The sequence below is a fragment of the uncultured Dokdonia sp. genome (genome assembly GCF_947492815.1).
Lineage (GTDB): Bacteria > Bacteroidota > Bacteroidia > Flavobacteriales > Flavobacteriaceae > Dokdonia.
In genome coordinates, this window is sequence record NZ_CANLOB010000007.1 from 60,499 (window position 1) to 85,009 (window position 24,511).

Here is a 24,511-nt window from a genome sequence, read left to right on the forward strand (position 1 = left end):
CATAGAAAGGAGTTATATTTATACACATGAAAAAGATTTTAGTCACTTTACTTTTAGTCACGTCATTTTTACACATAACATACGCACAAGAAACCGCTAAAGTATATCAAGAAGCATTGCGTATTATTGAAAACAGTCCTACGTATAAAGAGCTAGGCATTGACAACTATACAACTGTTATCAGGACAACCAGTTTTGCAAATCAGGCGTATGCTTTTTGGTTAGATGATCAGACACTAACCTTTAAAGATAGAGACTTTGAAAATTATTTTGGCGAGTTATACACACCTATAGAAATTCCTGTCTTTAAAGAGTTGCGTACAAAGAGAAGAGCAAAACACCTATTTGTCGTTACAGAAACAGAACACGATATATTTGCTATAGAAATCTTAGTCTTTAAAAGAAAACGTAGAGGAAAATACCCAAAATTCTATCAAGGAAAAAGCTACTCCTTCCTCTTTAGAAAAGGAGTAGATAATCGTGTAAAGTTAATTCACAATCTGGAGATTGTGAATAATTAAGAAAGCATTACCTTAAATAAATATCATTATATAGTGTAATCATTCTTTTTTTGCTTTCGCGAAAGCGAACACTTAAAAGGCACCAAAAATCACCTCGGAAATTAGGAAGGTATATTAAATGATTCCTCTTCTTCCCAAGTAATCTCATCATTTCCTACTTGAGTTATAGTCATTGTTGATGAACTACCTCCATTTATACTAGATTCCTCTTGTTTCGTTAATATTCTCATAAGCAACTATTTTATTTAACTTCTTTACTATTAAAACTATATCAATACTATCAAATTCCTTATCAGTTTAAGATTTAAATAACAGATAATTAACACAAGTGATTCACATATATTCTTGCAAATTCCAAAATATTAATTAACTTTGAATTTCAAAGTACTTTATTATGGAGTCAAATAAATATTTAGAAGACATTGTGAGTATCAAGTCTATGATGAGTAAATCTTCACGATTTATGTCATTAAGTGGACTTTCTGGAATACTCGCTGGGATATATGCCCTAATTGGTGCATTTGTAGCACATAACATTCTTACAACCGAACAGCTTACTTTAGGTGGTGCAAGGTATGCATCGGTTGTAGGATTGATAAATGCGTATCTAGCACATCCTTCTGGCGCAAAATTATTCTTTGTTGCCTTGATCGTGCTTATAGCTGCAGTGGTTACGGGTATTATACTCACGATACGTAAAGCAAAAAAGCACGAAGAAAAAATATGGGATCCTTCTTCACGAAGGTTACTTGTTAATTTTTCGATTCCTTTAGGTACAGGGGGTGTTTTCTGCCTGGTTCTATTACAATATGGTTTGATAGGATTAGTAGCTCCATGTACCTTGATTTTTTATGGACTTGCATTGATTAATGCTAGTAAATTCACCTTAGGAGATATTAAATATTTAGGACTTGCTAATGTAATTATAGGATTGATAAGCACGCAATTCATAGGTTATGGCATCTATTTCTGGTCTCTAGGTTTTGGGGTCTTACATATTATTTACGGTAGTATGATGTACATGAAGTATGATATGAAAAAAGAATAACTGGTGGTTGTTTTATAGAAAACGTATTTTTTATCAACGTTTTCTGTAAAACTTTCCGTAACAGAAACTAGATGGGGTCTTACATATTATTTACGGTAGTATGATGCACATGAAATATGATATGTGAAAGGAGTAATTTTTCAACTAAAAAAGATAACACGTAATTAAAATCACGAATGATTTCCAATAAAAACATACCTTATTATATAATCGCCTTTATACTTTTTATAGTATTAAAAGTAGGATACAGGTATGCGACTGTTGAAGATTTAGATTTTTTATTAAACCCAACTCATAAGATCATTTCGTTAGTAACAGGATTACAATCCACCTACGCACATGACAGTGGGTATTATTATGAGCAGCTCAATATTGTGATTGACAAATCTTGTGCTGGTTATAATTTCTGGTTGTTATCTTTTTTAATGTTTATTTTCTTACTCCTAAAACACACAACAACAAATTTCCAAAAAATAAATGTATTGTGGATTTCAATCATCGGTGCTTACCTATTAACCATAGGTGTGAATAGTGCTCGCATCTTTACTTCCATTAGCATACAACGTCAAGATATTTCCATTTTACAAATAGACCCAAGCATTACACACCAAGCAATAGGTATTTCTACCAATTTAACCTTTTTAGTCTTGACATATTTGCTTATAGAACGTGTATTAACCCATAAAAAAAGTGATGCAAAACTTACGTAATCCCATATGGATCTTAGTAGTAAACACCCTTCCAGTAATGGTATTACTTTTTATTTTCTTTGGAGAATTTTCAATTATTGAAAGTCTTCTCAAAGAAGAGAATATCGCATTATGGAAATCTTTTGTTTGGGTACTAGTCGTACTTTCTTCCCTTAATTTCATCTATGCATTATATCTGATTTTAAAGAAAAAACAAGTATCCATTTATTATAGTATACTAGCCTTACTAAGCTACATTCCGTTTATTTATTTATTTGGGTATCATTCTGATGACATTATTCCTTTTTCAATTCCTAGATGGATGTTATCGGGTGATTTAATAATGTATGTTGGGACATTCCTAATGCCTACACTAGCATATGCATTATTTGTACTAGTCACTGCGCTTACTTCAAATGACAAAAAGCATAAAGCTTGGCAGAACTTCCTTATCGCCATTGCAATTCCTATCCTATTATATGTATTCTTACAAGTAATTGCACCCTTATGGCAAAGTGTAAATGGAGCGTATGAAATGCATGTAATGCTTATCATCATTATTGTATGTACGCTTGTTTTCTTGTTTTTCTTAATTCGTGGAATTTATATTATTTCTACAAAAAAAAGCAGTGTTCTAAAAAAGTATCAATACGTCTGGAAAATTCCGATTTTAATTATATTACCCTTAATAGGTTTACTTGTAAATAACGGTTACCTATTTCATACATTTGGCAGCAACAATGCTAGTGGTTTCTTTGGTAATTTCAATCACCCTTGGTTTTACATTCTTGCAATTTTAAATGGTATTCTTATTTGTTTACCTAACCTTGAAAAAAAGAAGTATCGACTGTTTCTTATGATAGGAAGAGGTTTCTCCTTCGCATTTTCATTTTACTTCTTTATTGTTTTTCTACCTTTCTTACCGATATCTGTCATTGCTATAATAGCTGTTGGCACAGGTTTTTTATTGCTCGCACCATTAGCTGTATTCATGATTCATATCAATGTATTAGCAAAGGACTTCGCATTCTTAAAAGAGTATTTTTCAAAGAAAGTAATTTGGACGCTAGCTATTGTAAGTTTTTTAATACTCCCTATGAGTATTACAACTACCTATATACAAGATAGAAATACATTACACAAGACGCTTGATTATGTATACAGTCCTAACTATTCAAAAACTTATGACATTGATCAAACATCATTAAAAAAAACATTAGGAATTGTAAAAGGACATAAAGAAGGAAATCGAGATTTTATTCTTAACGGTCAACAACCCTATTTATCTAGCTATTATAATTGGCTTGTATTGGATAATCTGACGCTTTCAAATGCTAAAATAAATACAATTGAACGTATCTTTTTCAATGAAAACAAAGAAGATTTTTGGTCTAGAAATAGTAGAAATAAAGAAGTTACAATTACAGACATTACAAGCAGTAGTACTTTTGACAGTTCTCAAAATGTATGGAAAAGTTGGATTGATCTAGAGATTACAAATACACGTAATCTACAATTCCGTGAATATGCAACAACTATCGCATTACCTGAAGGTGCTTGGATAAGTGATTACTATTTATATATAGACGACACAAAAGAAATGGGAATTCTAGCGGAGAAAAAAGCGGCAATGTGGGTGTACTCTAATATTAGAAATGAAAATAGAGATCCAGGTATATTGTATTATCTCAATGGCAATAAGGTAGCTTTTAAAGTATTTCCTTTCGGAGAAAAAGAAGTTAGAAAAACAGGAATAGAGATATTACATAAAGACCCTATACAATTAACAATTGATGACCACCAAGTACATCTTGGAGAAAAACAACAAGAAGGAAATACCACTTTTGAAAATGATCATGCTGTTTATATTTCTCCCAAAGAAAAACAGCACTTAAAAGTAACAGAACGTACCCCTTACTTGCATTTTATTACGGATGTATCTAATAAAAAAGATAACGCTAATGCTATAGCACAAATAAACCATCTTATTCATAAGTATCCGTCTGTAGCTAAAAATGCTAAAATAAGTTATGTAAATAGCTATGTACATACAGAAGTATTACGAGAAGACTGGAAGCAACGTTTAGCAACACAATCATTTGAAGGAGGGTTTTATGCAGATAGAGCTATCAAAACTGCATTATATGATGCATATGTTGCAAAAGAAGACTCCTATCCTATTATAGTAGTCATTACAGATAGTATACAAAATGCCATTTTTGACACCAATTTTTCAGATTGGAAATTTACATTTCCAGAAAGTGACTTCTTCTACACCCTAGGAAAAGATAATAAGCTACAACATCATTCATTAACCTCAAATCCAGCTATAGCAATACAAGATAGCCTGCCTATTACTTTTAATCACAAAACAATAGTATATCAAGACGCCAATAATGGTATACATTATCTCAGAAATGACAGCCTACCATCAATTGTATTAAAAGAGCACTTGTTTACGATTCCTGTAGCAACTATTAAAGAAAAAAACTGGGCGTCTGCACTAACGCTACAAGCCTCTTGGAAATCACAAATATTACATCCAGAAATAGCAGATAAAGAATGGCTATCATTAGTCAAATCTAGTTTTGTTTCTAAAATCATGACCCCAGTCACCTCATACCTTGTGGTTGAAAATGAAGCTCAAAAAGCCATTTTAAAAAAGAAACAACAACAAGTCTTATCAGGCAAAAAGTCATTAGACCTAGGAGAAGATACACAACGTATGAGCGAACCAAGCATATATATTGTAGCCATACTTCTAGGAAGTATTTTATGGTATAGAAAAAAAAGGAAACATAAATTAGCAACATATAAAAAGAAGGAATTGTAATTTCGCGAAAGCATACTTATCAAAATGTCAATAATAAACAACATAAACAAAGCATTTGATCACAGGATACGTCTTGGGATCATGAGCGTGTTGATGGTAAATGAAAGTGCCGACTTTAAAGAACTCAAAGAACTCCTTGGCGCCACCGATGGTAATTTGGCGAGTCATACAAAAGCGTTAGAAAAAGAAGAATACATCTCTGTAAACAAAACATTTATAGGTAGAAAACCGAATACAAGCTATCGCGCTACTAGAAAAGGAAAAGCAGCATTTAAAAAACATATTGAAGCCCTAGAAAAATTGATCGGAAAATAATAACTATATTTTTTTATTATTTCACTTTGAAATACAAAGTACTTTTTAATTATGAACACACTACGATACATACTTTTAGAACGCCTCTACGAATGGAGCAAAATACCCTACAGATTCTTATTTAAAAAAGAGGCTCCATGGGATATTTCTGTAAAAGATTTATTAAAATACCCTTTAGAAAGTTTAGGATATCATCTAGGTTGTTTTTTATTACAACATCATTTTACACCAGAACCTCAACTAGAAGATCACGACATCTATCATGTGCTTACAGGAAGCGGTATCACTGTACCTGACGAGATTGCTATGCAATTCTATCTCTTTGGTAATGGGAAACGATCTATGTACCTCTTTATGGTCCTTACACTAGGCACATTCTTATTTCCTGATCATATCAAACAGTTCTGGAATGCGTATAAAAAAGGTAGAAAAGCACATGCTTTTTATCATCTCAATTTTTTAAAACTATTACAACAGCCACTCACCAAATTACAATACACTTTTAAAATCACAACACTATGAAACGTCAACTCACCTTATGGATAAGTGCTTTAGGATTTAGTACTTTATTCTATGAACAAGATTTAGGCATTAATCTATTCATTTTTGCAATCATTGCTGTTGTAGTGGTAGCAATTATGCGTACAGAAGTGTTTAAACGAAAAGATATGTGCATTGCTACTTTTATATATCTTCTCACCTCACTATTTGTATTTACCAATCATAGCGCTTTAGCTGTTTTTATGTCTTTCATCACGTATATTGTATTTGCAGGCACAATATCTGGGTCTAAAAATGCCATTTATGTACAAGGCATTAATGGGATCTACCAATCTGTCGTAGGAGCATTGCATTACCATATGACCCCTAAAAAAGAACGAAAAGAAATCACTCCAAAGAAAAAACGAGACTATGGTTTTATTATGCTGACTGTAGTATTAGTAGTAGGCTTACCTATCATATTTGCTACATTGTATAGTAATATCAATCCTATATTTGAAAAATGGATTGCCGCCATAGATCTTTCGTTTATTAACCTTTCTTGGGTAATTATAACGGTCATGGGATATCTGTTACTTAACAATATCACATCACCTGCTTCTTTAGATCTTTTGATCGATGCAGATAAAAATGCGCCTCAAAACCTGATCTCAACACCTATTTCTGAAACACAAGAACCGCTCTTACATAAAGAGCAATTATTAGGCTCACTAGTGATTGGCGTTCTCAATACACTCATTATCTTTTTCCTTATCGTAGATATCTGGTATGTGACCAATAATTCTTTTCAACATGCTTCCGAATTATCTAAAACAGTACACGAAGGCGTAAATGCTTTGATCGCTTCTATCATGATTGCGATTACACTCATTCTTATCTTTTTTAGAGGAAACTTGAACTTCTATAAAAAAAGTCGTCGTCTGCGAATACTTACGTATGTATGGATTATTTTGAATTGCGTACTCGTCATCATTACAGCTTATAAAAACTATATCTATATCACAGATTTTGGCCTTACCTATAAGCGTATTGGCGTAGGTATTTACTTATCATTATGTATTGCTGGTTTAGTGACCACCTATCTCAAAGTGGCGTATCGTAAAAACGTTCTGTATTTGGTTCGTTTAAATGCGAGAATTGTATTTATAGTCATTGTCATGATGAGTAGTTTCAGCTGGAATCGAGAGATCGCACGTTATAATTTATCACATGTAAAACGTCCTGATCTTATGTATTTAGAGTCTATGAGAAGTAATCATATGGATCTTTTATACGCTTTCGCGAAAGCGCACCCAGAAAAATTCCCTCCAACTAGAATGGAAGCAATCATTTATAATTATAACAACTACATAAAAAAACTGCAAAACCAAACCTGGCAGTCTAAAACATTACAAGGAATGAAATACGAAAAAAAGTCATCTAAAAATTAGACGCGTGCTACTCGGATATTTTGATTACTTAGTAATTGCGATTTTAATATTCTTGAATTATACATTCTGGAATGAAAAGTTAGAAGGAAAAACAGGCTGTATTTTAGGGAGCCTTCTTTTTGGATGTATACTCCCAATGATTTCACAAATCATCGAAATAAAATATGTAGAAATGACAATTGGAATACAAGATGATTTTGAAGCCTTATATACTTTTTTAAGATTTCCGACCTATTGGATACTCGGAATTATTCAAGTAATACTAATCAGTATTAAAAATAAATAAACTTCAAATACATGAAACATCTTATCATCTCAAAAATAAACGAACTAAGGACCTTATTTATAGGTTTCCTATTTTGTGCCCTATTGCTCATGATGCGCATTAAAGTCACGGGTAGCTTTCATTATCTTTTTTTAGTATGGAATCTTTTTCTCGCTTTTATTCCTTATGGAATCACATATCTACTCAGAAGTCAAAAAAGTGGAAATAACACGTGGATACTCATTCCTAGTATAGGCATATGGTTACTATTCTTACCAAATACACCGTATCTCATTACTGACTTGCAACATTTAAAATATGCTTCTCAAGAAATGGTATGGTATGACACGTTATTATTATTTTCATTTGCCGCTTATGGTCTATTTATAATGACACTTACCATACAAGATATGCAGAAGGTTCTTTCTAAAAAAATAGCTTCAAAATGGTTTCCTTTTCTATTGATAAGTATTTTCATAGGGTGTGGTTTTGGTATTTACTTAGGTCGATTTTTACGATGGAATAGTTGGGATATTTTACAAAATCCTATGGCGCTTCTAGAAGATATTATCATGCGTATACGACATCCATTTACGTATGCACAAACATGGATTGTCACTTTTGGATATGCAGGAATTACAGGGTTGTTTTATCATGCTATTAGTTTTTCTAACTTGGTAAAAAAATAAAACTATGAATAAAAACGAATTCACTTGGAAAGAGCTGACTGAACGATTACAAATAGGACAGGAAATTACAGGTGTTGTATTTCAACAGGAGGCTTATGGTGTATATGTAGATATTGGTGAAGCATTTTATGGAATCGTTTTAACTCCTCAAATTTCTTTAAACAATAGGATTACTCTTGAAGAGTTTCCGAAAATAGGCGATACAATTACCAGTGTTATTTTAGGTTTTTCTGAGCATACAAAAGAAGAGAGCCTAGAATGGAATTATGTTTCTTTAAGCATAAAAAAATATTTACTTAAAAGCGAATGACATTCAACTATACGTATTTCTTAACTTTCTGTCTACTTCTTATCATAGAAGTAGGCATCGCTTTGTATATACATGATACGATTATCCGTCCCTTTATCGGAGACCTACTTGTTGTGATATTGATCTATTGTTTTGTACGAACATTTATAAAAACTACATATCTAAAAGCAATTATAGGTGTACTCCTTTTTGCATATGTAGTGGAAGCCATACAAGCCACTTCTTTTATAGATTGGATAGGGCTCTCTAATAATAAAATTGCTAAAATCATACTTGGAACAACGTTTGACTGGAAAGATATACTGGCGTATACCTTAGGTGGTGGTGTAATTCTTATATTTGAGAATCATTACATTAAAAAAATAAAGAGACCACTTTAATATTAAAAAAGTACACAATAATACATTTTTCAATGTCTAATAATATTATAGAAGGTTGTAAAATTAAATGAAGGTTTGATGGCTAAATATAAAGTTGATCAAATTATAATATAAAAACTATTCAAATTTCAAAGTTTTCTAAGATAGGTAGGGAAAATCAAAACAAATTATCACCGCTTTGATTTCCCCTTTTTCAATTATCTCAAATATCTATCCAAATAAAAAAGATGCTATCTTTACTTTTTTAGACAGTCTCTTTTACTAAGATAATTATCCTAAAGTAAAAATGCCATTTACACAAACTACATTATTAGGAACTATACAATTTAATGCAGTAGGAATATTACCTGGTGATTCAGGAAATGGAAAACCGTTTGAACCAGGAGGCTGAGAAGAGGTTCCAGTCGAACAATTTTGACCTAAGATATCTTGGGGATTGCAAAATAATCCTCCTCCAATACTATCAAGCAGGCCTCCATTGATTTCTTTTTTTTCATAACTTGTTAAAGTCCTACCTAATTTTTTTAATTTTTTCATATAATAATTTTTAAATAAATATTAATGTGAACATTTTAAGACACTCACAGTTTATGTCTTCTCTTATAAAAATGTTTACAAAATTTTGTGATCACTATTATCGTCTTGTAAAACATTTATATGTTCTGAATAGCAAGTATTCTTACCCTAAAATTTTAAAAAATAATTTTTAATTATAAAGACACTTACATTATTCAAGTATTACGTATTTATTATGCATTAGAAAATCTATTACAGCATAAAACCATTCCAAATACTACCATTAATTTTTCATTTCATTTACTTTCAAGGGATTAATATTTTTCTATATCGTAACCTGTGCCTATATCATTACATTGGACTTGGTTTTACTTCTATAATTCACTTTTCACATCCTACCTACTTGTTTTTAAAATACTTATAATCCATTTATGATTTCAAAACATTTTCATATCTTAAAGTGATTATAGGGGGTATTGTTATTTGTATATGTAGTAGAAGTCATACAAGCCACTTCTTTTATAGATTGGATAGGGCTCTCTGACAATAAAATTGCCAAAATCATACTTGGGGCGACGTTTGACAGGAAAGATATTTTTGCATACACAATAGGCGGGGTTCTAATTCTTATATTTGAGAAGTACTACTTAAGACATGAATAGCTTATGAACTGCCAACACATCATAGAAGACACGTATGCCTACATCAAAAGCATAGAAAACAAAGGAAATGTCGCTACCTATATTCCTGAACTAGGCAAAGTAGATCCTGCTCATTTTGGAGTATGTTTAACTACCAATGATGGTACTCAATATACTGCTGGGGATGCAAACACCTTATTTTCTATACAAAGTATTGCCAAAGTACTATCGCTTAGTTTTGCCTTGTCATTAGGAGACAAGACCATTTGGCAACGTATTGATGTAGAGCCTTCTGGATCTGCCTTTAATTCTTTGGTACAATTAGAATCAGAAAATGGGATTCCACGTAACCCTTTAATTAATGCAGGTGCCATTGTGGTTTGTGACATTTTATGTAGTCATTTAAAAAACCCTAAAGAAGAACTGATTGCCTACATCAGAAGTGTAGCAAACAATCCAGACATTCAATATTCAGGAACCATTGCGCAGTCTGAAAAGTCAAACGGCTATCGCAATTTTGCCTTAGTCAACTTTATGAAGTCTTTTGGCAACATTAAAAATGATGTAGATCAAGTCATAGACCTGTATTTCCATCTTTCTTCTATAGAAATGACCTGTTGTCAACTTTCAAGAACGTTTGGTTTTCTTGCCAATGGTGGAAAGCAATTAACTACTCAAAAAGAAATTTTAACGCGCTCTCAATCCAAACGCGTCAATGCCATTATGCAAACCTGTGGTTTTTATGATGAGGCTGGCGAATTTGCTTATAAAGTAGGACTACCAGGTAAAAGTGGTGTTGGCGGCGGTATTGTTGCTGTACTTCCGAATTCCTATACAATTAGTGTATGGAGTCCTAAACTCAATGAAAGAGGAAATTCCTATCGCGGCATGAAGTTTTTAGAACGCTTTACAGATACTACACACGAGACTATTTTTTGATTTGTAATGGTTATGAGACATAAAACTAATCCGTTATCTAAGATCTCATTATAGCTTTTATGTAGGTTTACTGCACCCTATATATTTCTCCTATGCATTTTTAGCGAAGCAACTATGTATAGATTCATTAATAGCCATTAGTTCATTTTTAGTATTTGATTTGATTCTAATTGTAATGTGACTGTTTCCAAAAACACGATGCTTAATTCCTTGTAAAACCAATGTGTCATCTTTAATAGTAATCTGCTCAAGATATATAGTCATTGGTTGTTTTTTTACTTTTAGTTTTTTAGTATTAAGTACAATGTGATGAAAATATGTATCGTTTTCAACAATCAAAATATTCTCATAAATTTTTATATGTCCCTTCCAAGAATTTGTTTTAAAAGTCTCAGAATCTCCTATTTTTAGATTTCTATAATGTGCAATTAATTTCTCTTTAGATACTATTTCGCTAAGTTTCCCATTGTTTTTTACCGTATAAATTATCCCAATTACGCCAGCTATAAAAAGTAGAAAAAACATAAATATTGGTACCATAGTATTCATCTTATACAATCTTAATTATTATTGAGTCATCATGTTGATTAACTTAAAATACAGTCTCTCAAAAGCGCTTCCCTGGTATCTTTTTATCGTAGAAGTTCATAAAAAAATTAGAATTATAGTCAACCATATACAGGCTATATATTTCTAACTGATGTGTATGCTCTTTAATATGCTACTCGCACTTACTATTTTTCCTATAATTTTGTAGCACGCAACATCTCTCGCTTACCAGGAGGCCCAGGCAGGCGTTCTACATCAAACCCTACAGCTTGCATTGCTCTTCGCACACTTCCTTTGGCAGCGTAAGTGACTAAGACTCCTTTTTCGCGTAAAGCGGTATACATTTTTTTAAAAATAACTTCTCCCCAAAGTTCAGGTTGTACTCTCGCACCAAATGCGTCAAAATACACAAGGTCAAACATATTTTCATCTACGATGGCTTCAAAGCGTTGTTGCCTTTTCGTAAGTTGAAATGTAGTACTAATGACTTCTTTAGATTCCCAAACAGTGCTATGAAGAGTATCATATACCTGCTGTACCTCCTTTTCTTTGACAAGTGACACATACTCCATTGCATGGACTTCTTCTGTTGTAATAGGGTATGCTTCTATTCCTGTATAATCAACAGGAGTTCCTAGCTTTTGGGCCTCAAAAAAAGTAAGCAAAGCATTCAATCCTGTTCCAAAACCCATCTCTAGAATAGCAATAGGAGTTTCCTTTTGATAAGAAGGTTGAGACACATAATGATGTAATCCCATTTTTAAAAACACATGTTGTGCTTCTTGGATCGCGCCGTGTTTACTATGGTATTGCTCATCCCATTCAGGAATATGAATGGTTTTAGAGCCGTCTCCAGTAATGATAATTTCTCGTTTCATAAACATATATTATTAATCATGTTTATCAAATCAATCATTTAAATACAAACGTTTTTGATTTCCTAAACTATCTATTTCTATAATTTCTATTTCTTCCTCACTGTCATCAGTTTTTAACATAGGGAGTTTTTTTTCACAATATATTAACGCAGCTCTTTTTTTAAAATCGGCAAGAACTTCACTTTTCCAAGCTTCTAAATGTAACGTGTCAATTAGTTCAAAATCAAAATCTGCCTTACTTAATTCAAGAGTTTCCCTAGTATCGATATCTTCAAGAATCATTTTGTCTTTCGATTGTTCTACGATAACAATTGTATCGTTAGAGGCAAACAATTCTAGCTCATTTTTAAATTTCGATACTACCAAATTTGTATCCTCAATTTGAGTTCTATAAAACCAAACCTTATCAGAACCCTTAATCAATTTAACAGTGTGTCGGTTTGTTATTTTATACTCTAAATAATCACCATTGTTATTGCAACTATTCCAAGTTCCAATAGCAGGGTGTTCACTAACAAATACTTGGCATCCTGAAAGTAAAAAGAGAACACATATTCCTTTCAGATAGTTCATCTACTTCTCCATCAAAACACCCGTTGCCATAAGTTTTAATTCACGTTTAGGTGCTATTATAGCTGCAATATCATCGGCAGACATTCCTGCGTCTAATGCTAAATGTTGTTGCTCTTGTACTGAAGTTTCTTCTACAAAAGCTTTTCCTTCAACAATAGCTTCTCCAGTAGCATCTGTTGGCACAAAAAAGGCATAATCTTTAAATTTTACAAACACTTCTTCTTCACCCAAATCAAGGCGCATCCAGCATCCTTTACTTTTACATACAGCATCAATTGGTGCTTTAAACTTAACGGTTGTTGTATCTCCCGCTTTTAAGTTTTTATAGTTCTCTTTTACAGCGGAAACAGCCATTAAATTTTGAGCTGTTATTTTTTCACCATAAGTTGCGTATGATGTCTGATCCGTTTGTTGTTTAATATCTACTACAGCAACTTCTCCTTCATTTTTCACCTCTTCAACTTGCTCTTTGCAACTCAATGAAATGAGTGCAATTACTAATATGATAAATTTTGTTTTCATTTGTTTAAAATCTTTTGATAGGTACTAGCTAATTATATGACAAAATTATGAATTTATAAGTATCTCTAGCCTGTTAAATCCTTAAATTTGCACCATGAACACAACTGTTGCAATGAACATTACAAAATCTGAGAAGAGTAGAATAAATGAAGTAGATTTTAATAATCTAATTTTTGGAAGTGTATTTACAGATCATATGTTTTTTTGTGATTATGTAGATGGTGCGTGGCAACAGCCTCAAATAGCGCCTTACGGACCTATAACTATAGACCCTAGTGCAAAAGTTTTTCATTATGGACAAGCTGTTTTTGAAGGAATGAAAGCCTTTAAAGATGATGCAAATAACACATGGCTATTCCGTCCCGAAGAAAACTGGGAACGTATCAATAAGTCTTCATCAAGACTTGCCATGCCTGAATTTCCAAAAGAATTCTTTTTTGAAGGCCTAGAAACCCTTCTTAAATTAGATAATGACTGGATACAACCTGGAGATGGAAATGCATTATATATTCGACCTTTTGTAATTGCTACACAATCAGGCGTTTCTGCTTCTCCGTCGGATCGCTACCGATTTATGATTATTTGTGCACCAGCACAAGCCTATTATTCTGGCGAAGTAAGTGTATTATTTGCAGAAAAGTTCAGTCGTGCTGCCGATGGTGGTGTTGGATTTGCAAAAGCAGCAGGAAACTATGCTTCGCAATTTTATCCTACCAATCTAGCCAAAGAAAAAGGATATCAACAAATTGTTTGGACCGATGCTAGTACACACGAGTATCTAGAAGAAGCAGGTACCATGAATGTATTCTTTAGAATAGGTGACACCCTACTTACCGCTCCAAATAATGATCGTATTCTAGACGGAATCACACGTAAGAGCATCATTCAACTTGCTAAAGACAAAGGTATTGATGTACAAGTACGACGCATTTCTGTATCAGAAATTGTAGCTGCTGCAACATCAGGTGAACTTAAAGAAATTTTCGGAGCAGGAACGGCTGCCGTAGTAGTTCCCTTTAAAAGTTTTGGATATCAAGAAAAAGATTATGATTTACCTACTGTAGCAAACAGTTATGCCACTAGTTTTAAGAAAGCATTAAAAGATATACAATACAATCGTAGTGCAGATCCTCATGGATGGAGATATGAAGTGAAATGAATTTAAGTGTTTAACTGTTATAGTTAAGAACACAATTCTATACTTTCAATAAAACTACACATAAATTATTCATATACAGCCGCTTAGAATAGCACTCTATTTTAATACTGGATATTTTATAGTAAAAAGCTCTTTCCTCAGCGAGGGAAGATGGATGTATTGAGGTGACGAAATACATACAAAAGGAAGAGGTCATCCTGTATATGCTTTCGCTTTCGCGAAAATCACTCCATTACTTTACACCGTTTATTTCATTTCCTTGAATAAGGAAATTTTATGCTCCGTAATTTATATCTTTTTTGACTAACGACTAATAATTAACAGCTACAGACTTTTTTTGTACCTTAGGTGCACTAACCAAAATTAACATATCATGAGACGTGGTGGCGGAATGAAAATAAGACTCCTAATTGGGGTCGCTGTAGTAGCTTTTGCACTCATCAAAAACTGTAGTAACAAAGAAGAAAACCCATATACAGGAACCGTACAATCCATAAACATGTCTCCCGAGCAAGAGATCGCTATTGGACTTCAACATGCACCTGCAATGGCACAACAACATGGTGGATTATATCCAGATCAACGATTACAAGCTTATATTGACAGAATAGGAAACGATCTTGTTCAAAACACGGTCGCTAGAGAATCCCCTTATAAATTTGAATTTCATTTACTTAGAGATGACCAAACTATAAATGCCTTTGCACTCCCTGGTGGACAAATATTTATCACATATGCCTTATACAGTCAACTTCAAAATGACGATCAAGTCGCTGGAGTATTAGGACATGAAATTGGACATGTATTAGGAAAACATAGTGCTGAGCGTGTCGCAAAATCTGAAATGTGGCAAACCATTTCTATGGGAGCTGAAGTTGGTGGAGGTATGGGACAAGCAGCTAGTGGTATAGGACAAAATATCCTTTTAGGTAATGGTCGTGAAGATGAACTAGAAAGTGATGACCTTGGGATACGTTTTATGATTCGATCTGGTTATGATCCTAGAGAAATGATAGGTGTTATGCAAATATTAAAAGCTGCCGCAGGACCAAACCGTCAGCCAGAATTTTCAAGTACACATCCCGATCCTGATAATCGTATTGAAAAAATTAAAGAGTCTATCCAGAAATATGGATATCAAGGCTAAAACGTTTTCGTTAAAAGCATTCCAAAACCTCGCAGTAGCGGGGTTTTGTTTTTTATCTTTACAGTAATAAACCAAGACAGATGAATAAGAAAACAATCTTGATGATATTAGACGGATGGGGTATGGCTCCAGACCAAAAAGTATCGGCGGTAGATCAAGCACAAACCCCATTTATTGACAGCTTATACAAGCAGTATCCCCATGCACAATTACTCACACACGGAGAGAATGTAGGACTTCCAGAAGGACAAATGGGAAATAGCGAAGTAGGACATATGAACCTAGGTGCCGGCCGAATTATCTATCAGGATTTTGCAAAAATTAATCGTGCGTTAAAAAACGATACTCTTAAAGACGAGCAAACACTTATAGATGCTTTTAACTATGCAAAAAAACATCAAAAGCCTATTCATTTCTTAGGATTGCTTTCAGATGGAGGTGTGCATTCTCACATCAATCATTTGAAAGGATTGATTAAAGCTGCAAATACTGCTGGTGTATCACAATCATACATTCACGCATTCACAGACGGTCGTGATGTAGACCCAAAGTCGGGGAAGGCATTTGTGGAGGATATATCCGCTTTCGCGAAAGCGTATAATACCAAACTCGCATCAGTCATTGGACGTTATTATGCGATGGACAGAGATAAGCGCTGGGAACGTGTACAAATGGCGTATGACCTCATTGTAAATGGTAAAGGAACGCACACAGAAAATCCTGCAACTGACATACAAAAAAGTTATGATGCAGCTATTACCGATGAATTCTTAAAGCCTTTAGTCTGTACTCAAAATGGAGCACCTATAGCTACCGTGCAAGAAGATGATGTTATTATCTTTTTTAATTTTAGAACAGATCGTGGTCGTGAGCTTACCGAGATGCTATCGCAAAAGGATTTTCCTGAGCAACACACTCAGAAACTACAACTTCACTATGTAACAATGACCAATTATGACGATACCTTTTCTGGTATGAATGTTATATATGATAAAGATAATCTTGTAGATACCTTAGGAGAAACATTAGCAAAAGCAGGCAAAAAACAAATCCGTATTGCAGAAACTGAAAAGTACCCTCACGTCACCTTCTTCTTTAATGGAGGAAGAGAAACACCTTTTGAAGGAGAATCCCGGTTATTATGTCCTTCTCCAAAAGTAGCAACTTATGACTTGCAACCCGAAATGAGTGCTTTTGAAATACGTGATAAAATCATTCCTGAAATTCAAAAAGGTGACGTTGATTTTGTATGTTTAAACTTTGCAAATCCAGACATGGTTGGACATACAGGAGTTATGGAAGCAGCCATCAAAGCCTGCGAAACTGTAGATAGCTGCACCAAAGCTATTGTCACTGAAGCACAAGATAAAGACTACACGGTGATTATCATTGCCGATCATGGAAATGCAGAAACGATGATTAATCCTGATGGTACTCCAAATACAGCACATACTACAAATCCAGTTCCAGTTATTCTTGTTGACAAAGACATTAAAACCATAAAAAATGGTATTTTGGCAGATGTGGCACCTACTGTATTAAAATTAATTGGAGTGACACAACCTGAGGTGATGGATCGCACATCACTTGTTTAATAAAAGAAAATTTTAAAACAGATGAAATTCAATAAAATTTTAACAGCATTACTTATTGTTAGTCTTGCATTTACAGCTTGTAAAGAAAACACAAAAACCACAGAAACACCTGCTCAAAATACAGAATCTGAAACGATAGAAGACACAGAAAACGACCTTATAGATGATAATGGAGATCCTATCATTATTGGAAAGCAAGTACGTGCTACTTTAGAAAAAGAACCCTACAAAAAGTGGTTTGATGTAAGTTATAAAGAGCATCCATTAGACACAGTTACAATGACTTCTATCAAAGAAACTTTAGCCGATACAGACATTACAGTATTTATGGGAACTTGGTGCGAAGATAGTCAGCGAGAAGTACCTGCTTTTTTTAAAGCGCTTGATCTTGCAGGAATTGATACTTCCAACATACATCTTATTACAGTTTCAGAAGACAAATTAGCTCCCGAAGAATTTCTAGAAGGTAGAGATGTTGAATATGTACCTACCATCATCTTCGAAAAAGAAGGGAAAGAACTAGGACGTATTGTAGAGTACTCTATCTTTAGTATTGAACAAGATATGGCCAAGATTCTGAATGGAGAAGAGTACAAGCATCCATACGCTGAATAATCAGCGTACTTCATTAGTATACCATTACAAAATTGTTATTTGTACCCGTTGTGCATTTTGTCAAAATGACTGTTATCTGGACATCTAATCTCCATTCTTTTCCTCAAATCCTAAAGGATGGAATGAAGATTTCTGATATTCACCCTTCAGGGAGGGGAAAAAATGAAGAAATCTAATCAAAATGCACAACTGGGGTTATTTGTATTTATTTCTATATATTGGTATCGAATTCAATCACTAACCAAAAAATAATGAAATGATCTAACCATCAGATTTCATTATTTAAAAAACACATTAAATTTTATGGAATGGTATTTAAAAGTTGTAAGAGATAATTATGCAAATTTTGACGGTAGAGCTAGACGTCAAGAATATTGGATGTTTGTCTTATTTAATCTATTAATTACACTTGCACTCTATATTCCTGTAATTATAGGTGCTGCTATGGAAAGCCCAACAATTATGTATATAGGCATTGGATTAGTTGTTATATACGCCCTAGCTGTATTTGTTCCTTCGTTAGCTGTTGTTGTGCGAAGATTACATGACCAAGGTAAAAGCGGTTGGCATTATTTTATAGCTTTTATACCTCTTATTGGAGGAATTTGGATGCTTATATTAATGGCTACTGAAGGAACGCACGGTCCTAATCAGTATGGAGAAGATCCTAAAGCTGGAGAAACAGCATAAACATAACACTATATAATCAAAGCGTCTATTACAATTGTAGTAGACGCTTTTTTATTTGTAAACTACATTAGACACACTACCTTTTCATTTTTGTAACTTTGTACCAAATTTTTTTCATTGGATAAGAAGACAATAGCAGTAGATTTTGATGGTACCATTGTTGCAAATGCGTATCCAGATATAGGCAAACCTTTATTATTTGCTTTTGACACCTTAAAAAAACTTCAAAGCGAAGGACATTTACTTATTTTATGGACCTATCGTTCTGGAAAAAAACTAGAAGAAGCTGTTGCCTTTTGCAAAAAAAATGGCATTACGTTTTATACTGTCAATAAAAGCTATCCTGAAGAGGAAATGAGTCCTAACATAAGTCGAAAAATAAATGCTGATTTGTTTATAGATGATAGAAATATAGGAGGCATGATGGGATGGGGAGAAATTCATCATTTACTTATAGAGGATACTAACACCTCAAAAAAACCTAATTTAAAAGCCAAAAGACCTAAAAAAGGATTTCTATCTCGTATGGAAGACTTATTTAAAGATCAAAACGATACAGACGTATGATTATTCAAAAGACTAGAGAAGAAATAGAAATAATGCGAGAAAGCGCACTGGTTGTATCTCGTACGTTGGGGATGCTTGCCAGTGAAGTAAAACCTGGAGTATCCACCTTACACTTAGATAAACTTGCCGAAGAATACATACGCAGTCAGGATGCTATTCCTGGTTTTTTAGGTTTGTATGATTTTCCCAATACATTATGCATGAGTCCAAATCAACAAGTAGTTCATGGGATTCCTAATGATACCCCTCTTGTAGAAGGAGACATTATATCTATAGATTGTGGTGCTATCAAAAATGGGTTTTATGGAGATCACGCCTATACGTTTGAAGTAGGCGAAGTAGCTCCTGAAGTAAAAAAATTATTGGATGTTACAAAAGCATCACTCTATAAAGGGATCGAGCAACTTAAAGTAGGAAACCGAGTAGGTGATGTAGGCTATGCTATCCAAAAATATACAGAAGACCATGGATATGGTGTGGTACGTGAACTCGTAGGTCATGGATTAGGTAAAGTCATGCATGAAGCACCAGAAATGCCTAACTATGGAAAACGAGGGCGTGGCAAAAAGTTTGTAGAAGGCATGGTCGTCGCTATAGAACCTATGATTAATTTAGGTACAAAAAACATCAAACAACATAGTGATGGATGGACCATTACCACACGTGATAATAAACCGAGTGCTCATTTTGAACATGATGTAGCTATTGTAGATGGAAAACCAGAACTACTATCTACCTTTGCATACATATATCAAGCATTGGGTATTGAAAGTGATGAGGAAACTCCTTTTCGTCAACAAGCATTGGTACTCTAACAGGTGAAAAAGCTTTTTAAATTTTTTCTAAATGCAATTCCAAGACCATTACTCATTCGGTTGAGTTATGTTATACGGCCTATTTTTGCCCTATTTTTAAGAGGATCACGTTATAAAGACCCTATCGATGGAAAAGGATTTCGAAAGTTTCTTCCATACGGATACGTTACACAACGTGAAAATATCTTATCTCCTTCTACCCTATCACTAGAAAGACATCGATTATTATGGCTTTGGCTACAACGTGAAACCGATTTTTTCTCAACACCTTCAAAAGTACTTCACTTTGCGCCAGAACAAGCATTTTATAAACGTTTTAGAAAACTAAAACACTTAGAGTATACGACTACAGATCTTAACTCTCCTCTGGCCGATGTAAAAGCCGATATTTGTAAGTTGCCTTTCGGCGAAAATCAATACGACATTATTTTCTGTAATCACGTATTAGAGCATATCCCTGACGATACGAAAGCCATGCAAGAGCTGTATCGCGTACTTAAACCTGGAGGATTGGCTATTTTACAAATACCACAGGAATTAGATCGTGACGTTACTTTTGAAGATAATACAATTACAGACCCTATTGAACGTGCTAAAATTTTTGGTCAATATGATCATGTACGTGTCTACGGCAGGGATTATTTTGACAAGCTACGAAGCATAGGCTTTAAAGTAGATGAAGTAGATTACACAACCATATTATCACCAGAAGAAGTAGATGTATACAGACTCGCTCAAGGCGAAATACTTCCTGTGTGTAGGAAGTAATTTCAAAAAGTTACCATATTCTCAAGTATGATGTATTTGTTACAATTAGACGCTTTGTAAAACTTCTCTTTTGCGTGAAGGATTGTAGTGTAAATCCCGCATCACTTTGTAAAAGTGAGCGGAATTGAAACGGAAAGCCTGACCTTTATCCTGAACTTAATTCAGGATAAAGGTCACGCCCAAATCACATATTAGAAAAGAATATAATAATATGTTAAATACACAGCTTACTTTATAGACAATCAAGGTCTTTTCCTTTTTTTTCAATACCTTGATTCCTCTAAAACTTAAGTCTATTTTAATGAGAAATTTATGTTTATTAATAGCTCTGTTTATAAGTGTTGCTATTACAGCTCAAGGAACACAATTACTAAGGCAACCTACTATTTCTAATACAGAAATTGTCTTTGTGTATGCTAATGATTTATGGAAAGTTCCAATTCAAGGCGGTAGTGCGATACGGCTTACTAGTAATGAAGGAGCTGAATCTTCACCACATTTTTCTCAAGACGGCAAAACAATTGCTTTTACTGCTCAATATGATGGCAATACAGATGTATATACAATCCCATCATTTGGAGGAGAACCCAAACGATTAACATGGCACCCAGGCGCTGACATTGTGCAAGGATGGACACCCGAAGGGGAAATACTTTTTCGTTCAGGGAGAGAAAGTCGCCCTACACAAACTAGTAAATTCTATACGGTCTCTCCAACGGGAGGGTTACCTACATCTTTTGATTTACCAAGGGCTGGGTCTGGAGAAATTTCTCCAGATGGAAAACATGTAGCGTATGTTCCTATTACTTCTTGGGATCTGGAATGGCGTAATTATAGAGGTGGGCAGGCATTGCCCATATGGATTGTAAATCTAGAAACAAAAAAATTGACAAGAACACCTCAAGGGAACAAAGAAAGACATCTGGACCCTGTATGGATTGACAATACTGTTTATTATCTATCTGAACGAGATTATGTAAGTAACATTTGGTCATATAATGTGACAACTGGTATCGAAAATCAAGTCACTTTCCATAAAAAATATGATATTAAAAGCCTTGATGCCAATGGTGATAAAATCATTTATGAGCAAGGTGGATATTTACATCTTTTAGATCCTAACGGCGGCACAAAACAACTTACTATTACTGTGCAGGGAGATATGAATTTTGCGAGACCAAGATGGGAAGACATATCAGCACGCCAATTATCAAATCCTAATATATCTCCTACTGGAAAACGTGCTATTTTTGAACATAGGGGAGACATATTTAGTGTTCCTAAAGAAAATGGAACGTGGCGTAATCTATCTAATACATCTACATCTGCCGAACGTGCTCCAGTATGGTCTCCAAAAGGTGATAAAATTGCTTGGTTTTCTGATGCTAGTGGAGAATACAAGCTTATTACCGCAGATCAAAATGGCGGAAATCAAAAATCATATACACTTCCTAATCATACATTTTATTTTCAACCTGATTGGTCTCCAGATGGCACACACATTGCATATTCTGATACTGATTATAATATCTGGGTGATTAATCTCACTACAGGAAAAGCTCAAAAAGTAGATTCAGATAGTTATGCGCATCCTAATAGAACGATGAATCCTGTTTGGTCTCCAGATAGTCAATGGATAGCATACCCCAAACAATTGAAAAGTCATTTTAAAGCGATTTTTGCTTATAATATATCCACAAAAAAGACGCTTCAATTAACTGACGGTATTGCAGATGCTATCAGCCCTATTTGGGATGAAAGTGGAAACTATTTATACTTTCTGGCAAGCACAAACTATGGATTACAATCGGGTTGGCTAGATATGAGTTCATATGACATTGAAGTCAACAGAAGTTTATACGCCATCGTTCTTTCAAAATCTGGTGTTGCTCCAAATCTTCCTAAAACAGATGAGGAAGAAACAACACCTAAAAAAGAGGACACAAAGGATAAAAAAGCAAATAAGGAAAAGAAAAAAGACAGTGTCACTAGTGTTAAAGTAACTATTGACTCAGAAGGTATTTTTGATCGTAGTATTTCTTTAAAACTTGATGAACGCCAATATGTAGCGCTAGCTAAAGGACCTAAAAACACTGTTTTTATAGCAGAAAATATTCCTAATAAACCTGGATTAACTGTACACAAATATGATGTTGAAAAAATGGAAGCTACTGTTTTTAGTACTGACGTTTCACAAATGGTCACATCATTTGATCGCAAAAATATGTTACTATACAAAAATGGATCATGGAGTATTGTTGACACTAAAGCGCCTCCTAAAGCAGGAGACGGAAAACTTAAAATGAATCTAAGAATAAAAATACATCCTACTGATGAATACCATCAAATTTTCAAAGAAGGCTGGCGCTATATGCGAGATTTCTTATACGTAAATAATACGCATGGAGCTCCTTGGGATGCCATTTATGAATGGTATTCACCTTGGATAAAGCATGTAAGACATAGAAGTGATCTTAATTATGTTGTAGATATTATGAGTGGGGAAATTTCTATAGGGCATTCGTATGTCTCTGGTGGAGATATGCCAGATGTTGATAGAGTACCTGTAGGATTATTAGGTTGCGATATCTCTGTAGAAAATAACGCCTATCGCATTAAAAAAATCTATACCGGAGAACGCTGGAATCCAAATTTAGAAGCGCCTTTATCATTACCTGGTATTCATGTAAAAGAAGGAGATTACATTATTGCTATTCAGGGACAAAAATTGGATCTTTCTATAAATCCTTATAGTTTATTAGAACAAACTGCAGGAAGGGAAATCACACTTACCGTTAATTCAAGTCCTTCAGAAAATGGAGCTAGAGATATTCTTATAAAACCTATACGCAGTGAGCGAGGGTTGCGCATCAATGCATGGGTTGAAAACAATCGTAAAAAAGTTGACGAATTATCTGGAGGTAAATTAGCATATGTATATGTACCTAATACTTCAGGCGCTGGGTTTTCTTCCTTTAACCGATATTATTTTTCTCAGCAAGATAAAAAGGGGGTTATTGTAGATGAGCGTAATAATGGTGGAGGTTCTGCTGCCGATTATATGATTGATATTATGTCTAGAGAATTATTAGGTTATTTTAATAGCAAATCTCATGATAATAGACCTTGGACAACTCCTATAGCGGGCATCTGGGGTCCAAAGGTTATGCTCATTAATGAACGTGCGGGTTCTGGAGGAGATTTATTACCTTATATGTTTCACGCAAAAGAAATTGGCCCTCTTGTAGGAACTAGAACGTGGGGAGGTCTTGTAGGAACTTGGGATACTCCTCCATTTATAGATGGTGGTCGTATGGTAGCACCAAGAGGTGGTTTTTATGATGTAGATGGTAATTGGGCTGTAGAAGGAGAAGGTGTTTCCCCGGATATAGAAGTGATCCAAGACCCGAAGTCAGTAATGGAAGGTAAAGACCCGCAATTAGAAAAAGGCGTTGAAGAAGCAATGCGTTTATTACAAACACAAGAATTTCAGTTACAGAAAGAGCCAGCTGCTCCTATACGATGGAAACGCCCTAACGGCTATAAAAAAGAATAA

At 34.1% G+C, this 24,511-nt stretch carries 28 protein-coding genes; 22 read left to right on the forward strand and 6 right to left on the reverse strand.

All coding sequences use genetic code 11. The annotated features are described in order from the left end of the window. The first annotated feature begins 26 nt into the window (after positions 1-26). Complete coding sequence (locus Q1A01_RS09005) at positions 27-521, forward strand: hypothetical protein (RefSeq protein WP_299679198.1); 495 nt, start codon at positions 27-29, stop codon at positions 519-521. Positions 522-622: 101 nt separating this feature from the next. Here the strand turns inward: Q1A01_RS09005 and Q1A01_RS09010 are convergent, their stop codons facing one another. Continuing rightward, on the reverse strand, positions 623-751 hold the full coding sequence (locus tag Q1A01_RS09010; RefSeq protein ID WP_299679201.1) for a hypothetical protein: 129 nt from the start codon (positions 749-751) through the stop codon (positions 623-625). A gap of 164 nt (positions 752-915) precedes the next feature. Between Q1A01_RS09010 and Q1A01_RS09015 the strand changes: the two genes are divergently transcribed. From Q1A01_RS09015 to Q1A01_RS09060, 10 genes are all read left to right on the forward strand, one after another. Next, positions 916-1,569, forward strand: a complete 654-nt coding sequence (locus Q1A01_RS09015) for a hypothetical protein (protein ID WP_299679204.1) — start codon at positions 916-918, stop codon at positions 1,567-1,569. Between the two features lie 176 nt (positions 1,570-1,745). Next, positions 1,746-2,279: an exosortase K gene (xrtK, locus tag Q1A01_RS09020; RefSeq protein ID WP_299679207.1), complete on the forward strand. Its 534-nt coding sequence runs from the start codon at positions 1,746-1,748 to the stop codon at positions 2,277-2,279. Further along, the gene (locus tag Q1A01_RS09025) at positions 2,263-5,091 is read left to right on the forward strand and encodes an MSEP-CTERM sorting domain-containing protein (RefSeq protein WP_299679530.1); all 2,829 of its coding nucleotides are present in this window, start codon (positions 2,263-2,265) and stop codon (positions 5,089-5,091) included. The genes xrtK and Q1A01_RS09025 overlap by 17 nt, the downstream gene beginning before the upstream one ends. 24 nt (positions 5,092-5,115) lie before the next feature. Then, positions 5,116-5,406, forward strand: a complete 291-nt coding sequence (locus Q1A01_RS09030) for a transcriptional regulator (RefSeq protein WP_089371999.1) — start codon at positions 5,116-5,118, stop codon at positions 5,404-5,406. A 51-nt stretch (positions 5,407-5,457) separates the two neighbouring features. Then, entirely contained in the window at positions 5,458-5,928 is a 471-nt protein-coding gene (locus Q1A01_RS09035; RefSeq protein ID WP_299679215.1) for a Coq4 family protein, read from the forward strand. Beyond that, positions 5,925-7,337, forward strand: a complete 1,413-nt coding sequence (locus tag Q1A01_RS09040) for a DUF4153 domain-containing protein (protein ID WP_299679218.1) — start codon at positions 5,925-5,927, stop codon at positions 7,335-7,337. The genes Q1A01_RS09035 and Q1A01_RS09040 overlap by 4 nt, the downstream gene beginning before the upstream one ends. Positions 7,338-7,341: 4 nt before the next feature. Further along, positions 7,342-7,623, forward strand: a complete 282-nt coding sequence (locus tag Q1A01_RS09045; RefSeq protein WP_299679221.1) for a hypothetical protein — start codon at positions 7,342-7,344, stop codon at positions 7,621-7,623. 11 nt (positions 7,624-7,634) lie between these two features. Beyond that, positions 7,635-8,291, forward strand: a complete 657-nt coding sequence (locus Q1A01_RS09050; protein ID WP_299679224.1) for a DUF1361 domain-containing protein — start codon at positions 7,635-7,637, stop codon at positions 8,289-8,291. 4 nt (positions 8,292-8,295) lie between these two features. After that, positions 8,296-8,601 carry a S1 RNA-binding domain-containing protein gene (locus tag Q1A01_RS09055; protein WP_299679227.1) on the forward strand — a complete coding sequence of 102 codons (306 nt, stop codon included), beginning with the start codon at positions 8,296-8,298 and terminating at the stop codon, positions 8,599-8,601. After that, complete coding sequence (locus Q1A01_RS09060; protein ID WP_299679230.1) at positions 8,598-8,981, forward strand: DUF2809 domain-containing protein; 384 nt, start codon at positions 8,598-8,600, stop codon at positions 8,979-8,981. Before Q1A01_RS09055 ends, Q1A01_RS09060 begins: the two co-directional genes overlap by 4 nt. Positions 8,982-9,251: 270 nt before the next feature. Here Q1A01_RS09060 and Q1A01_RS09065 read toward each other — a convergent pair whose 3' ends face one another. Then, on the reverse strand, positions 9,252-9,518 hold the full coding sequence (locus tag Q1A01_RS09065) for a hypothetical protein (RefSeq protein ID WP_299679233.1): 267 nt from the start codon (positions 9,516-9,518) through the stop codon (positions 9,252-9,254). 455 nt (positions 9,519-9,973) lie between these two features. On the opposite strand from Q1A01_RS09065, the gene Q1A01_RS23900 reads away from it, so the two are divergent. Continuing rightward, positions 9,974-10,159: a DUF2809 domain-containing protein gene (locus Q1A01_RS23900; protein WP_366520092.1), complete on the forward strand. Its 186-nt coding sequence runs from the start codon at positions 9,974-9,976 to the stop codon at positions 10,157-10,159. Positions 10,160-10,162: 3 nt separating this feature from the next. Then, positions 10,163-11,077 (forward strand): glutaminase, encoded by a 915-nt coding sequence (locus Q1A01_RS09070; protein WP_299679236.1) that lies wholly within the window; start codon positions 10,163-10,165, stop codon positions 11,075-11,077. Between the two features lie 90 nt (positions 11,078-11,167). On the opposite strand, the gene Q1A01_RS09075 is transcribed toward Q1A01_RS09070, so the two are convergent. The 4 genes from Q1A01_RS09075 to Q1A01_RS09090 all read right to left on the reverse strand — a co-directional run bounded on the left by Q1A01_RS09075 (position 11,168) and on the right by Q1A01_RS09090 (position 13,599). Next, positions 11,168-11,617: a hypothetical protein gene (locus Q1A01_RS09075; protein ID WP_299679239.1), complete on the reverse strand. Its 450-nt coding sequence runs from the start codon at positions 11,615-11,617 to the stop codon at positions 11,168-11,170. Between the two features lie 203 nt (positions 11,618-11,820). Next, positions 11,821-12,504 carry a tRNA (5-methylaminomethyl-2-thiouridine)(34)-methyltransferase MnmD gene (gene mnmD, locus Q1A01_RS09080; RefSeq protein WP_299679242.1) on the reverse strand — a complete coding sequence of 228 codons (684 nt, stop codon included), beginning with the start codon at positions 12,502-12,504 and terminating at the stop codon, positions 11,821-11,823. A 30-nt stretch (positions 12,505-12,534) separates the two neighbouring features. Further along, on the reverse strand, positions 12,535-13,077 hold the full coding sequence (locus Q1A01_RS09085; RefSeq protein WP_299679245.1) for a hypothetical protein: 543 nt from the start codon (positions 13,075-13,077) through the stop codon (positions 12,535-12,537). Beyond that, positions 13,078-13,599, reverse strand: a complete 522-nt coding sequence (locus Q1A01_RS09090) for a DUF4920 domain-containing protein (RefSeq protein WP_299679248.1) — start codon at positions 13,597-13,599, stop codon at positions 13,078-13,080. A 94-nt stretch (positions 13,600-13,693) separates the two neighbouring features. Between Q1A01_RS09090 and Q1A01_RS09095 the strand changes: the two genes are divergently transcribed. From Q1A01_RS09095 to Q1A01_RS09135, 9 genes are all read left to right on the forward strand, one after another. Next, positions 13,694-14,758 (forward strand): branched-chain amino acid aminotransferase, encoded by a 1,065-nt coding sequence (locus Q1A01_RS09095; protein WP_299679251.1) that lies wholly within the window; start codon positions 13,694-13,696, stop codon positions 14,756-14,758. A 373-nt stretch (positions 14,759-15,131) separates the two neighbouring features. After that, on the forward strand, positions 15,132-15,905 hold the full coding sequence (locus Q1A01_RS09100; protein ID WP_299679254.1) for a M48 family metalloprotease: 774 nt from the start codon (positions 15,132-15,134) through the stop codon (positions 15,903-15,905). Between the two features lie 80 nt (positions 15,906-15,985). Further along, positions 15,986-17,500 carry a 2,3-bisphosphoglycerate-independent phosphoglycerate mutase gene (gpmI, locus tag Q1A01_RS09105; protein ID WP_299679257.1) on the forward strand — a complete coding sequence of 505 codons (1,515 nt, stop codon included), beginning with the start codon at positions 15,986-15,988 and terminating at the stop codon, positions 17,498-17,500. 21 nt (positions 17,501-17,521) lie between these two features. After that, positions 17,522-18,115 carry a thioredoxin family protein gene (locus Q1A01_RS09110; RefSeq protein ID WP_299679260.1) on the forward strand — a complete coding sequence of 198 codons (594 nt, stop codon included), beginning with the start codon at positions 17,522-17,524 and terminating at the stop codon, positions 18,113-18,115. A 303-nt stretch (positions 18,116-18,418) separates the two neighbouring features. Next, positions 18,419-18,805 (forward strand): DUF805 domain-containing protein, encoded by a 387-nt coding sequence (locus Q1A01_RS09115; protein ID WP_299679263.1) that lies wholly within the window; start codon positions 18,419-18,421, stop codon positions 18,803-18,805. A 117-nt stretch (positions 18,806-18,922) separates the two neighbouring features. Next, positions 18,923-19,372 (forward strand): BT0820 family HAD-type phosphatase, encoded by a 450-nt coding sequence (locus Q1A01_RS09120; RefSeq protein ID WP_299679266.1) that lies wholly within the window; start codon positions 18,923-18,925, stop codon positions 19,370-19,372. Further along, entirely contained in the window at positions 19,369-20,187 is an 819-nt protein-coding gene (gene map / locus Q1A01_RS09125) for a type I methionyl aminopeptidase (RefSeq protein WP_299679269.1), read from the forward strand. The genes Q1A01_RS09120 and map overlap by 4 nt, the downstream gene beginning before the upstream one ends. Positions 20,188-20,190: 3 nt before the next feature. Continuing rightward, complete coding sequence (locus Q1A01_RS09130; protein ID WP_299679272.1) at positions 20,191-20,955, forward strand: class I SAM-dependent methyltransferase; 765 nt, start codon at positions 20,191-20,193, stop codon at positions 20,953-20,955. Between the two features lie 301 nt (positions 20,956-21,256). Continuing rightward, a complete protein-coding gene (locus tag Q1A01_RS09135; protein WP_299679275.1) occupies positions 21,257-24,511 on the forward strand; it encodes a S41 family peptidase in 3,255 nt (1,084 codons plus the stop codon).